This is a genomic window from Bacillus sp. hwrm1 (assembly GCF_040207805.1).
GTDB classification, from domain to species: Bacteria; Bacillota; Bacilli; order Bacillales; family Bacillaceae; genus Bacillus; species Bacillus velezensis.
This window is the reverse complement of record NZ_CP157943.1, coordinates 1,045,266-1,058,009: the sequence shown is the minus strand read 5'-3', so window position 1 is coordinate 1,058,009 and position 12,744 is coordinate 1,045,266. Positions and strand designations below refer to the sequence as shown.

Sequence of the window (12,744 nt, the reverse complement as noted above, 5' to 3'; positions counted from 1 at the left end):
GTCAGAGGGTGAGAACGTTTGAAGAAGAACATCTCCAGTGTTTTTTGGATTGTGATTGTCATCACAGCCGCTGCGGTTTTATGGGGGGCCATTTCTCCTGACAGCCTGCAGCAAGTCACTGATACGGCACAAAAATTTATTACGGATTCTTTCGGCTGGTATTATCTGCTGGTCGTTTCTATATTTGTCGGTTTCTGTCTCTTTCTCATTGTGAGTCCGATCGGCACAATAAAACTCGGAAAACCCGGGGAAAAACCGGAATTCGGCTTATTATCATGGTTTGCCATGCTTTTCAGCGCGGGCATGGGAATCGGTTTGGTATTTTACGGGGCTGCGGAACCGATCAGCCATTACGCCATCAGCTCTCCCTCAGGTGAAACAGAAACGCCCCAAGCATTTCGTGATGCGCTCCGGTACACATTTTTCCACTGGGGGCTGCACGCTTGGGCCATCTATGCGGTTGTCGCTTTATGTATCGCATATTTTCAATTCAGAAAAGACGCGCCCGGTTTGATCAGCAGCACACTGACACCGCTTTTGGGCGATAAAGTAAACGGGCCGATCGGCAAAGCGATTGACTGTATCGCCGTGTTTGCGACCGTTGTCGGTGTGGCGACAAGCTTAGGGCTCGGAGCGACTCAGATCAACGGCGGTCTGCATTATTTATTCGGCATTCCGAAAACATTTCCCATTCAGCTGATCCTGATTGCTGTCGTGACCGTGTTATTTTTGATTTCTGCGTGGAGCGGAATCGGCAAAGGGATTAAATACTTAAGCAATACCAACATGGCGCTCGCGGCTATTTTAATGATCTTTATGCTCATTGCAGGCCCGACGGTGCTGATTATGAACTCATTTACCGATTCTATCGGCCAATACATACAAAATATCGTGCAGATGAGCTTTCGCTTGTCTCCGAATGATCCCCAAAAGCGCGAATGGATTAACAGCTGGACCATTTTCTATTGGGCCTGGTGGATATCCTGGTCGCCGTTTGTCGGCATTTTTATCGCCCGTGTATCAAGGGGCCGGACGATCCGGGAATTTTTAATCGGGGTATTGGTGACACCTTGTATATTGGCTTTCTTATGGTTTGCGATCTTCGGTGTATCCGCGATGGATCTTCAGCAGAAAGGCGTATTCAATGTCGCGGGAATGTCAACGGATACGATGCTGTTCGGCGCACTCAGCCACTATCCGCTGACAATGGTGACATCCGTATTAACGCTTGTTCTGATCGCTGTATTCTTTATTACATCAGCGGATTCAGCGACATTTGTGCTTGGAATGCAAACGTCTTACGGCTCTTTAGACCCGTCAAACCGGGTGAAAATCATCTGGGGCATCATCCAGTCCGCCGTGGCAGCGGTTTTGTTATATTCCGGCGGTCTGGCCGCACTGCAAAACACGGCCATTCTCGCCGCGGTTCCGTTTTCAGTCGTGATCCTTCTGATGATCGTGTCTCTGTACAAGTCATTAGCGAGCGAGAGAAAAGGAATCAAACAAGCGGAGAAATACCAAAAACCAAGAAGTCCCCGCGTCAAAAAAGCATAATGAACAACGAAGCCCGGCATTTCGTCCGGGCTTCTTTATTTTCGGTATAAAATGAGAGCGGAAAAACAATAAAGCTGCTCACCTTCAGGATCACAGGCCGCCGCTACCGTATATTTAATATCAACGAGCTGTTCATCAGAAATCCCCTTTAAAAATGTATTGACTTCAGTCTGCAGATCCTTTTCATGCTCCTCATCAAAAACAGCTATCTTCAGCACATCACCCTCTCCTTTCTCTATCAATTTATTCCGGTTCAATTGAAATATGATAGAGAAAAACAGATTTTCTTTTTTACTGATTTTTACTAAAAGTAACCGAAAATAGTTGTTGAAAACGCTTACTCTCGTATGATAATATCATTTTAACAATAACCAGGTCATTTCTGTTTAGTAAATATTTAGTAAAAAGGAGATGCGAAATGGTCCGTCTCAAAGATATTGCCTTACAGGCATCTGTATCCAGCGCGACAGTATCGAGAATTTTGAATAAGGATGACTCTTTGGCCGTGACTGATGAAACTAGAGAAAAAGTTCTGAGGATCGCCGATGAGCTGGGCTATCAGCCGTCGGCAAAAAAACGGAAGAACCGCAGCCGCAGCGATTCAGCGCCCCTGATCGGCGTTGTCAGCTGCCTGTCACCGGAAGAAGAACGGCAGGATCCTTATTTTTCGGCGATCCGAAAAGGCATTGAGGAAGAATGCTTTCGACAAAAAGTTTTTATCACATCTTCTATCCATCTCGGTTCTTTTCAAGAGCATATGTTTCACGAACTGGACGGCGTCATCGTCATCGGCAGCCTGCAAGACGAGGCGCTTACGAATATCAGCGCCGCTTTCAGGCACGCGGTATTTGTTAACGGCACCCCCGATCCCGCCCGCTACGATTCCGTCAGCGTGGATTTTTATGCCGCAGCGCAAAAGGCGATAGAACATCTTCTGTCGCTCGGTTACCAGCGGCTCGGTTATATCGGCGGCCGGGAGCGGGAACATACCGTCATAGACGGTGTAAACAGCAATAAAACGATTGAGGATAAGCGTCTGACCGCTTTCTTACAAATGGCCGGCGCCGAGCCGGAGCATGTACTGATCGGCGAATACAGCATGCACGAAGGGTTCCGGCTGATGAATGAAGCCATCAAAGGCGGAAGTCTCCCCGATGCCTTTTTTATCGCAAGTGATTCGATGGCTGTCGGCGCTTTAAAAGCCCTGCAGGAAGCCGGTCTTCAAGTCCCGCGCGATACGGCGGTTGTCAGCTTCAACGGAATTGATGAGGCAGAATACGCCAGCACGCCGTTATCAACGGTAAAAGTATACACGGAAGAGATGGGCCGGACGGGTGTCAAATTGCTTCTCGACCGTTTAAACGGCAGAACCGTCCCGCTGGCCGTGACGCTCCCCACTTCATTGATTGTCAGACAAAGCTGCGGCTCACAAGAAAGGAGGTGACGTGTCCCGCAGCGTTTATATCATATTTAAAGGAGGAAAAGATGAAACGCTTACTGGCTTTGTTTCTTTCTTTTACTTGCATGATACTTCCCGGCTGCTCGGCAGAACAGAGCGGCGTCGGAGAAAAGCAGAAAACATTGACAGTCTATTCCACCATATCCTCAGACAGCGAACGCGCCGTATTCAGAAAGTTGGCTGATTCATTCCAAAAAGAACATCCGGACATTCAAGTAAACGTTCATTTCCCAGGCAATGACTACGAAAATATGATGAGGGTCAGAATGGCAGCCGGCGACATGCCCGATCTTTTTGACACACACGGCTGGGCCAAAATCCGCTACGGAGAATATACCGCCGACCTCAGCGGCATGTCTTGGACGAAGCGGCTCGATCCGAATTTAAACAGTATGCTCAAAGACGCCAAAGGCAGAATATACGCCTTCCCTCTGAATCAGGCAAAGGACGGACTGGCCTACAATCGCACATTGTTGGAAAAATACGGAATCAAACCGCCGGAAACAATGGATGATTTTATGAAGGCATTGAGACAGATTAAAGAAAAAAGCGGCGGAACAGTCACCCCCTTCTGGTTTGCCGGCTATGAGAAAAGCTCATTTGCCCAATATTACGATCAATTCGCCGCACCGCTTCTCATCACAGATCCCGCACACCGTTACAAAAAACAACTGTTAAACGGAACCTTCCGCTGGACACACTTCACCTATTTATCTGACAAACTGAAAGAGATGCAAAAGGAAAACCTGGTCAATATAGATGCCATGACGGCAAAACGGTCCCAGCTCATTGAACTGATGGCGCAAAACAAAATCGCCTTTACGCTGCAGGGCGGCACCCTCGGCCAAGACGTCGCTCAAATCAATCCGAAGGTAAAAGTCGGCATCATACCGACCCCGGCCGTCCACAAGGGAGACGCGCCGGTTTGGATCGGAGGCGAACGTTACACGCTGGCGGCATTCAAGAATTCCCCGCGGCTTGAAGAAGCGAAACAGTTTATCGCATTTATGGCCCGACCCGAGCATGCAAAATCAATTGCCGAAGCGACCTCGCTTCCGGCCGGATTAGTGAATGTGCAAACGGACATTTTCTACGCAAATGACTATAAGCGCTATCAGCATATTAAGGTGCAGCCTTATTTTGACCGCCTTTATTTGCCGAACGGAATGTGGGATGTGATGGGAACAGCCGGGCAGGAGCTGATGGCCGATATCTTAACCCCCGCTGAAATTTCAGCGAAACTCGGCAGGGAATATAAGCGGCTTCGGCTTCAATCTGATTCACGGGGAGCTGAAAAAGAATGAGTGATCTTGCAAAAGAAACCCAAGGATTTCAACATCAAAAGCCGGTAAAACCCGCGTCACTGTGGTGGATGTACGTTCCCGCTCTTGCCACGGTTTTTATTTTCATGATTTTTCCGTTTGTCAAAGGCGCTTTTATCACATTTACAAACTGGAACGGCTTCTCACAGACGTATCAATGGGTGGGGGTCACTCAATATAAAAGGCTTTTTACAGATCCGGACACGTGGCTTGTTGTGAAAAACACTTTGCTTTACGGCATCGGAAGCACTTTTTTTCAGAATATGCTCGGACTTTTATATGCGCTGCTCTTGAATCAGAGCTTAAAAATGAAGGCGCTCACAAGAACGATCGTCTACCTGCCCGTCATTATCAGTCCGCTGATTATGGGATACATTTGGTATTTTATTTTCTCATATGACGGGGGTGCGCTGAATGATGTGCTTGGCGCACTGGGAATCGGTCCTGTCAACGCCTTGGCAAGCCCTGCGGCAAACCCGTGGATTATCGTCATGATTAACACGTATCAATACGCAGGCATTGCGATGATTGTATATTTGGCGGGGCTGCAAAGCATTCCGAAAGATTATTACGAAGCCGCAAAAATGGATGGCGCGGGAGGTCTTCAGCCGTTTTTCACCATCACCCTGCCTTTATTGATGCCGGCTGTCACCATCAACATGGTCATCAATATCATCGGCGGGCTGAAGCTGTTTGATGTCATTTTCGCGCTGACCGCAGGCGGGCCGGGCAATTCCTCTCAATCGATGTCAACGTTTATGTATGATTTATATTTTAAACGGCAGGATGCGGGATATGCCGCCGCCCAAGGCGTGTTTATGTCCGTCATTATTCTTGTCATCAGCTTTTCGGCTCTCGTGTATTTCAAGCGAAAGGAGACGGAAATGTCATGAAAACAGCCCGAATGCGGATTTTTACGCTGTTGGCAGCCGTTATCTCGTGCGTTCATATTGTCCCCTTTTATATTTTGCTGACCACGTCATTAAAAGCAAAAGGTGACTACAGTTCAAAATGGTCGCTGCCATCCGCCTTTTCATTTCAGAATTTTCGTGAAGCATGGGAACGTGCCTCTCTCGGGCAATCCTTTCTGAACACGATCATCATTACAGCCGTTTCCGCCGCTTTATTAATTTTCATGGGTTCGCTTGCCGCATACCCGCTCGCAAGAAGAAATACAAAGCTGAACAAAATCGTCTTCGGCCTTTTGATTTCAATCATGATCATCCCGCCTTTGACTTCCATGGTTCCTTTATACAAGATGGTCGCTGATGCGGGGCTGATCAATACGCATGCCGCAGCCATTCTCATTAATACGGCTGCATATATGCCGCTGACCGTTTTCTTATATTCAGGGTTTATCCGCTCTTCCATTCCGAAAGAGCTTGAGGAAGCCGCCAGGATGGACGGCGCGGGATTGATCAGGACTTTTTATACAATCGTGTTTCCTTTGTTGAAACCGATTACCGCAACGGTCTGCATTATTTCCTGCGTGTTTATCTGGAACGATTACCAATTTGCGATTTTCTTTTTACAAGATCAAAAGGTGCAGACATTGACCGTGGCCATGGCGGGATTCTTCGGCGAAAATGCGAACAATCTTCACTTAGTCGCCGCAGCCGCAATTATGGCGATGCTGCCGATGGTCGTATTGTTTTTGGCGCTTCAAAAATATTTTATCTCAGGGCTGTCCTCCGGGGCGGTCAAAGGCTGAGAAGAAAAGGGAGGAATTTCTGTTGAAGAAAATTACGTTTATCGGAGCGGGGAGCACGATTTTCGCAAAAAATGTACTGGGGGACTGCTTACTGACTGAAGCATTAAACGGGTTTGAATTCGCGCTTTATGATATTGACGCTGTACGGCTGAAAGAATCCCAGCTCATGCTGGAAAACATGAGAGACCGCTACAATACGAGTATATCCATCATCTCCTACGATGACCGAAAACAGGCGCTTACACACGCCGGCTATGTGATAAACGCCATTCAGGTCGGCGGTTATAAACCCGCGACGGTCATTGACTTTGACATCCCGAAGCGGTACGGTCTCCGCCAGACGATTGCCGATACCGTCGGAATAGGCGGTATTTTCCGTTCCCTTCGCACCATCCCCGTTTTATTTGACATCGCAAAAGACATGGAAGAGGTCTGCCCGGATGCGTGGCTGTTAAACTATACAAATCCGATGGCCTCTCTGACCGGAGCGATGCTCAGACATACAAATGTCAAAACGGTCGGCCTGTGCCACAGCGTCCAGGTATGTACCAAAGATCTGTTTGACTCACTCGGCATGGATCACGAAGGGACGGAAGAACGCATTGCCGGCATCAACCATATGGCTTGGCTTTTGGAGATTAAAAAAGACGGAATTGATTTATATCCGGAAATTAAAAGACGGGCACGCGAAAAACAAAAGACGAAACATAAGGACATGGTGCGGTTTGAGCTGATGGATAAATTCGGCTGCTACGTAACGGAATCATCTGAGCATAATGCCGAATATCACCCGTATTTTATAAAAAGCCGGTATCCTGAGCTGATAGATGAACTCCAAATCCCGCTTGATGAATATCCGAGGAGATGCGCGGAACAAATCAACAATTGGGAAACGATGAGAGACGGCATCATCAACAACCAAAACCTGACGCATGAACGCTCAAAAGAATACGGTTCGAGAATTATTGAAGCGATGGAGACGGGCAAACCGTTCACATTCGGCGGCAATGTGCTGAATACCGGGCTGATACCGAATCTGCCGGCGAAAGCGGTCGTTGAAGTGCCTTGCACAGCCGTCAAAAACCACATTATGCCGTGCTATTCGGGCGAACTTCCCGAGCAGCTCGCGGCGCTCAACAGAACAAACATTAACACACAGCTTTTAACCATCGAAGCGGCCGTTACATTAAAAAAGGAAGCCGTATATCAGGCGGCCATGCTTGATCCGCATACGAGCGCCGAGCTTTCCATGAATGACATCATATCTTTGTGCGATGACTTATTTGAAGCGCACAAAGACCGGCTTCCGGCTTATCACTGATCATTCGCGTTCCGGTCCTGGGCGGCCGGACGCTTTTATATGTTCAGTACCAGTTTGACCGTCTGTAAAGTGTGTCCTTTAAAATCTTCTTCAAATTCACATACCCATTGAAACCCTTTCGCTTGATAAAAGGATAAGGCAATGCGGTTCTCTTTTTCTGCATGGACATAAAGCTTTTTTACCCCGCCGGACTGCCTGATGCATTCTTTAAGGAGTGCCGTGCCTATCCCGTTTCCCTGGCAATCCGGGTCAATATAGATGGCGGTCAGCTCCGCATTTCCGTCTTTTTGAACCGGGGTGGCATTTGCAAAACCGAGCACTCGCCCCTCTTCTTCTGCCACAAAGAACAGAGAATGCAAGAGCCGGCGTTCCATCATCTCATCCTGATAGGCGGATTCGAGAAACTGATCCTGAATGTGTCTGGGAATAATCCCTTCATACGTATGATGCCAGCTTCGTTCTGCGACTTGCCGGACCTGTTTGATATCGTTTGTTTTCATCGCGCGGATCATCGGTTTCACCTGATTCGCCTCCCGTTTTTTTATAAAAAAAGAAGAAAAAGACGCACGTCCCTTTTCTTCTTTCACTTCAAAGCGTTATTTCTTCGGCTTTGTTTCGCCTTCCCACTCCAGCATGCCGCCTTCAACATTAACCGTACGGAAGCCCTGCTCATGTAAATACATACAAACGTTCATGCTTCTTTTTCCGGAACGGCAGATAAATACATATTCCTTGTCCTTGTCTAACGCATCCATCTTCTCAGGGATGTCCCCCATGCGGATGTGAACGGCCTCCGGAATCATTCCTTCGGCAACTTCTTCGTCTTCTCTGACATCAATCAGATACAGCTCTTCTCCCGCTTTTAATTTTTCTTCCAGTACGGCTGTGCTGATTTCATTTATTTTCAATGTGTGACACTCCCATTCATCTTTATGGTGTTAAGTATACCAAAGCCCGCGGTGCAATTTCTATGATAGAGGCTGATAAAAAAGCCCCTCTCTGTAGGAGAGGGGCTTCGTCCGGTCAGTTTGCCACGATATTGACAAGCTTGCCCGGTACGGCAATGATTTTTCGGATCGTTTTTCCTTCAAGCTGCTCTTTTACTTTTTCGTCAGCTTGTGCGAGCTGTTCTAACGCTGCTTTATCAGCATCAGCCGGAACCATTAATTTCGCTTTTACTTTTCCGTTCAGCTGGACGACGATTTCAACTTCATCATCCACCAGTTTTGATTCGTCATATGCAGGCCAAGCCTCGTATGCAATCGAACCTTCGTGGCCAAGTTTTTCCCACAGTTCTTCAGCCAAATGCGGCGCAATAGGAGAAAGCAGCTTCACAAAACCTTCAATATATTCTTTCGGCAGTTCATTCGCTTTGTAAGCTTCATTAATGAAGACCATCAGCTGAGAAATGCCCGTGTTAAAACGAAGGGCTTCGAAGTTTTCTGTCACTTTCATGACCGTTTCATGATAGACGCGCTCAAGAGTTTCGCCTGCGCCTTCTGTCACTTTGCCCGTCAGCTCGCCGTTTTCCTCGATAAACAAACGCCATACGCGGTCAAGGAAGCGGCGCGCTCCGTCAAGGCCTGATTCAGACCAGGCGATAGATGCATCAAGCGGCCCCATAAACATTTCGTACAGGCGGAGCGTATCTGCTCCGTGAGACGCCACAATTTCATCCGGATTGACGACGTTTCCGCGGGATTTACTCATTTTTTCATTATTTTCCCCGAGAATCATTCCTTGGTTATACAGCTTTTGGAACGGTTCTTTCGTCGGCACGACACCGATATCGTAGAGGAATTTATGCCAGAAACGCGCGTACAGAAGGTGAAGCACGGCATGCTCTGCTCCTCCGATGTAAATATCAACGGGCAGCCATTTATCCAGTTTCTCAGGTGAAGCGAGCTGATCCGGATTTTTCGGGTCGATAAAGCGGAGGAAATACCAGCAGCTTCCCGCCCATTGCGGCATCGTGTTCGTTTCTCTTCTGCCTTTTTTGCCCGTTTCAGGATCAGTGACTTCCACCCACTCTTTAATGTTGGCAAGCGGTGATTCACCTGTTCCGCTCGGTTTGATTTCATCGGTTTTCGGCAGAATCAGCGGCAGCTCTTCCGCCGGAACGGCTGTTGACGTGCCGTCTTCCCAATGAATAACCGGAATCGGCTCGCCCCAATAGCGCTGGCGGCTGAACAGCCAATCACGCAGACGGTATGTCACTTTTTTCTCACCGTTTTTCGTTTCTTCAAGCCAGGCGATCATTTTTTCAATCGCTTCCGCTTTATTCAGTCCGTTCAGAAAGCCGGAATTGACATGCTCTCCGTCTCCCGTGTACGCTTCTTCTTCCGTGTTTCCGCCTTTTACGACTTCTTTGACAGGCAGGCTGAACACTTTTGCGAATTCAAAATCACGTTCATCATGCGCCGGCACGGCCATTACAGCGCCTGTTCCGTAAGAGGCGAGGACATAATCCGCTATCCAGATCGGCAGCTTTTCCCCATTTGCAGGGTTTACGGCATATGCGCCCGTGAAGACGCCCGTTTTTGTTTTCGCAAGATCCGTCCGTTCCAGGTCACTTTTCGCCTGAACTTCTTTAACATAAGCGTCTACCGCTTCTTTTTGTTCAGGCGTCGTGATGGCCTCCACAAGCTCATGCTCAGGAGCCAGTACGGCATAAGCCGCGCCGAACAGCGTGTCCGGTCTTGTCGTAAACACGGTAAACGTGTCATCAGTGCCGTCGATCGCGAAATGCACGTTTGCGCCTTCTGAGCGTCCGATCCAGTTGCGCTGCATGTCTTTAATGCTTTCCGGCCAGTCAAGGTCTTCTAAATCTTCAAGAAGCCTGTCCGCATAAGCGGTGATTTTCAGCATCCATTGTCTCATCGGGCGGCGTTCAACCGGATGGCCGCCCCGCTCGCTTTTGCCGTCAATGACTTCTTCGTTCGCAAGCACCGTTCCGAGCGCCGGGCACCAGTTGACCGGCACTTCGTCTACGTAAGCGAGCCCTTTTTCGTACAGCTTGGTGAAGATCCACTGCGTCCACTTGTAATAGTCCGGATCAGTCGTATTGATTTCACGATCCCAATCATATGAAAATCCGAGCGATTGAATCTGGCGGCGGAAATTATCTATATTTTGTTTTGTGAACTCGGCCGGATCATTCCCCGTGTCAAGCGCGTATTGCTCGGCAGGAAGCCCGAACGCGTCCCATCCCATCGGATGAAGCACATTGTATCCTTGCATGCGTCTCATGCGCGAAAGGATATCGGTTGCCGTATAGCCTTCCGGATGTCCGACATGAAGGCCGGCTCCTGAAGGATACGGGAACATGTCAAGCGCGTAAAACTTCGGCTTGTCATTCTCTTCACTGACGGCGAACGTTTTATGATCCAACCAGTAATTCTGCCATTTCTTTTCTATTTTTTCATGCTGAAAACTCAACGTAAAAACCTCCTTCTGATTGAATACGGCGTATGTAGTCCAAGTATTGACGGGATGAGAAAGATTATATTCAGATTATTCTAAAACTAAAAAAACTCCCTCATCCCAAAAAGGGACGAGAGATTTTTATTTCCCGCGGTACCACCCTCGTTAGCGCGGTTTTGAGCCGCACTCACTTGATACTTTTAACGCAGTTATGCGTCAGCGGTTTTGCCGCTGCAACTCTGAGGCGAGTTCGGAAACAGACTTGATTGACTTGCACCGGCCGTCAACTCTCTGATTGCAAAATCTGCTTCTTACTGCTCCTCTTCACTGTTCTTATCGCTACCGTAATCTTACCTGTATTTTATAGAATTCTGTTCATAAGTGCAAGCAGGTTTGTATACAATGGGAATGTACCCGGAACGGGTCATGAGCGGGGATATTATTTTGATGGAGGATTTTTTTGCTGGTGTGGTTTTGCTTCGGCCGAATCACTGTTTTGTTCTCTGACAAAATCAAAGCTCCTGAGAACAGCTTCTCCGCCGTAGCCTGCGATTATGGATAAGATGACGAGTTGAATTCCTGAATCGGGGTCAGCGGATAAGACAAGTAAGATGGAAGCAGCCATTCCGATAAAACCATCTTCCAAAAAACCGAGATAGATAAACCGCTTTGTCATTCTGGGTTTCTCCAGCCTGCCTCTCTTTTTCACATGACCGAGAACCCCCATGATTCCTCCAATTACACAAGCAATTATTACCTGATGCAGCATCTTCATCACCTTCCTAAAGCCCTTATTTAGTAAAGCGACTTCAGGCCATCCAGCCCCCTTACGAATACGATGATTTTCGATATCTACATACCGGCGATTGAGCAGGAAAGTAAAAAGCTTGTTTCTTCCATTATATGTGAACACATGATCGGTAAGCTTGATGCATTAGATTCATTTTTCACCCAGTGACAATGACCTAGTCACTTACTTAGCGATGATGTGCCTTCCCTTTATATATTCAGTGTATATGAGGACAAGCCCGAATGACAAATTGCAAACTTCGGCTGCTTGAATCAGAACATATGTTATGCTACGGTTACTGTAGATTCATTTAAAAAGGGGAGAAACACGGCTGAAAAAGCGCGCAGCTTTACGGCCAAAAGGGGGTTTTACATGGCTGACTCAAATGTATTCGGAAAACTGGAGCAGCTGGAGCTTATCAAAAAGGCGCTTGATCACGCACGCATCGGCGTGGTGATTACAGACCCCTCTCTTGAGGACAATCCCATCATATATACAAATCAGGGATTTATGGATATGACAGGCTACTCTTCCGAAGAGATATTAGGTAAGAACTGCAGATTTCTGCAAAGCAAAGAAACCGACCGTCAACAAGTCGCGAAAATCAGAAAGAGCTTAACCCAGAAAGAAAAGATCACGGTGCGGCTGAAAAACGTCAAAAAAGACGGCACCCCATTTTGGAATGAACTCAACATTGATCCTCTTTATGTTGAAGACAAGCTCTATTTTGTCGGTTTTCAAAAAGACATTACAGAGCAGAAAGAATACGAAAAGCTCCTTGAGGATTCCCTCACAGAAATCACGACGCTGTCAACACCGATTGTTCCGATCCGAAACGGCATCTCCGCTTTGCCGTTAGTGGGAAACTTAACGGAAGAACGATTTGATTCAATCGTGACAACTTTGACAGACATATTAACCGCATCTAAAGATGATTACTTAATTATAGACTTATCAGGTCTGGCCGAGGTAAACGAACAGACCGCAGACCGGATTTTCAAATTGCACCACCTGCTTAAATTAATCGGCACAGAATTGATTATCACCGGTATCAAGCCTACCCTCGCCATGAGAATGAATCAGCTTGATGCCAGCTTTTCTTCATTAAAGACATATTTAAACGTTAAGGACGCCGTCAACGTGCTTCCGGTCGTATAAACAAAA

12 protein-coding genes and 1 other annotated feature are annotated in these 12,744 nt (G+C 47.5%); of the genes, 7 read left to right on the top strand and 5 right to left on the bottom strand.

Features of this window, described 5'->3' with window-relative positions; all coding sequences use genetic code 11:
• Positions 1 to 18: 18 nt before the first annotated feature.
• Complete coding sequence (locus ABK447_RS05510; protein ID WP_038459548.1) at positions 19 to 1,554, top strand: BCCT family transporter; 1,536 nt, start codon at positions 19 to 21, stop codon at positions 1,552 to 1,554.
• 35 nt (positions 1,555 to 1,589) lie between these two features.
• On the opposite strand, the gene ABK447_RS05505 is transcribed toward ABK447_RS05510, so the two are convergent.
• Positions 1,590 to 1,772 (bottom strand): sporulation protein Cse60, encoded by a 183-nt coding sequence (locus ABK447_RS05505; RefSeq protein ID WP_003152309.1) that lies wholly within the window; start codon positions 1,770 to 1,772, stop codon positions 1,590 to 1,592.
• A 200-nt stretch (positions 1,773 to 1,972) separates the two neighbouring features.
• Between ABK447_RS05505 and ABK447_RS05500 the strand changes: the two genes are divergently transcribed.
• The 5 genes from ABK447_RS05500 to melA are packed head-to-tail and all read left to right on the top strand — an operon-like array spanning position 1,973 to position 7,367.
• On the top strand, positions 1,973 to 2,998 hold the full coding sequence (locus tag ABK447_RS05500) for a LacI family DNA-binding transcriptional regulator (protein ID WP_038459551.1): 1,026 nt from the start codon (positions 1,973 to 1,975) through the stop codon (positions 2,996 to 2,998).
• Positions 2,999 to 3,039: 41 nt separating this feature from the next.
• Positions 3,040 to 4,317 (top strand): ABC transporter substrate-binding protein, encoded by a 1,278-nt coding sequence (locus tag ABK447_RS05495; RefSeq protein ID WP_038459554.1) that lies wholly within the window; start codon positions 3,040 to 3,042, stop codon positions 4,315 to 4,317.
• Positions 4,314 to 5,228: a carbohydrate ABC transporter permease gene (locus ABK447_RS05490; RefSeq protein WP_015240414.1), complete on the top strand. Its 915-nt coding sequence runs from the start codon at positions 4,314 to 4,316 to the stop codon at positions 5,226 to 5,228. The genes ABK447_RS05495 and ABK447_RS05490 overlap by 4 nt, the downstream gene beginning before the upstream one ends.
• Positions 5,225 to 6,046, top strand: coding sequence for a carbohydrate ABC transporter permease (locus tag ABK447_RS05485; RefSeq protein WP_007408803.1), 822 nt, complete (start codon positions 5,225 to 5,227; stop codon positions 6,044 to 6,046). The genes ABK447_RS05490 and ABK447_RS05485 overlap by 4 nt, the downstream gene beginning before the upstream one ends.
• Positions 6,047 to 6,068: 22 nt before the next feature.
• Entirely contained in the window at positions 6,069 to 7,367 is a 1,299-nt protein-coding gene (gene melA, locus ABK447_RS05480) for an alpha-galactosidase MelA (protein WP_031378733.1), read from the top strand.
• Between the two features lie 35 nt (positions 7,368 to 7,402).
• On the opposite strand, the gene ABK447_RS05475 is transcribed toward melA, so the two are convergent.
• The 4 genes from ABK447_RS05475 to ABK447_RS05460 all read right to left on the bottom strand — a co-directional run bounded on the left by ABK447_RS05475 (position 7,403) and on the right by ABK447_RS05460 (position 11,565).
• The gene (locus ABK447_RS05475; RefSeq protein ID WP_079891821.1) at positions 7,403 to 7,879 is read right to left on the bottom strand and encodes a GNAT family N-acetyltransferase; all 477 of its coding nucleotides are present in this window, start codon (positions 7,877 to 7,879) and stop codon (positions 7,403 to 7,405) included.
• Positions 7,880 to 7,963: 84 nt separating this feature from the next.
• Entirely contained in the window at positions 7,964 to 8,275 is a 312-nt protein-coding gene (locus tag ABK447_RS05470) for a rhodanese-like domain-containing protein (RefSeq protein WP_038464197.1), read from the bottom strand.
• Positions 8,276 to 8,390: 115 nt separating this feature from the next.
• Positions 8,391 to 10,805, bottom strand: a complete 2,415-nt coding sequence (gene leuS / locus ABK447_RS05465) for a leucine--tRNA ligase (protein WP_038459560.1) — start codon at positions 10,803 to 10,805, stop codon at positions 8,391 to 8,393.
• Positions 10,806 to 10,913: 108 nt separating this feature from the next.
• Positions 10,914 to 11,127, bottom strand: a binding site (T-box leader).
• A 102-nt stretch (positions 11,128 to 11,229) separates the two neighbouring features.
• On the bottom strand, positions 11,230 to 11,565 hold the full coding sequence (locus tag ABK447_RS05460; RefSeq protein ID WP_015418038.1) for a DUF4257 domain-containing protein: 336 nt from the start codon (positions 11,563 to 11,565) through the stop codon (positions 11,230 to 11,232).
• Positions 11,566 to 11,952: 387 nt separating this feature from the next.
• Between ABK447_RS05460 and ABK447_RS05455 the strand changes: the two genes are divergently transcribed.
• Complete coding sequence (locus ABK447_RS05455; RefSeq protein WP_007408808.1) at positions 11,953 to 12,738, top strand: STAS domain-containing protein; 786 nt, start codon at positions 11,953 to 11,955, stop codon at positions 12,736 to 12,738.
• Positions 12,739 to 12,744: the final 6 nt, after the last annotated feature.

Coding starts and splice junctions, on each gene's coding strand:
- ABK447_RS05500 (WP_038459551.1), top strand. CDS start 1,973: ATGGTCCGTCTCAAAGATATTGCCTTACAGGCATCTGTATCCAGCGCG.
- ABK447_RS05495 (WP_038459554.1), top strand. CDS start 3,040: ATGAAACGCTTACTGGCTTTGTTTCTTTCTTTTACTTGCATGATACTT.
- ABK447_RS05490 (WP_015240414.1), top strand. CDS start 4,314: ATGAGTGATCTTGCAAAAGAAACCCAAGGATTTCAACATCAAAAGCCG.
- ABK447_RS05485 (WP_007408803.1), top strand. CDS start 5,225: ATGAAAACAGCCCGAATGCGGATTTTTACGCTGTTGGCAGCCGTTATC.
- ABK447_RS05475 (WP_079891821.1), bottom strand. CDS start 7,879: ATGATCCGCGCGATGAAAACAAACGATATCAAACAGGTCCGGCAAGTC.
- ABK447_RS05460 (WP_015418038.1), bottom strand. CDS start 11,565: ATGAAGATGCTGCATCAGGTAATAATTGCTTGTGTAATTGGAGGAATC.
- ABK447_RS05455 (WP_007408808.1), top strand. CDS start 11,953: ATGGCTGACTCAAATGTATTCGGAAAACTGGAGCAGCTGGAGCTTATC.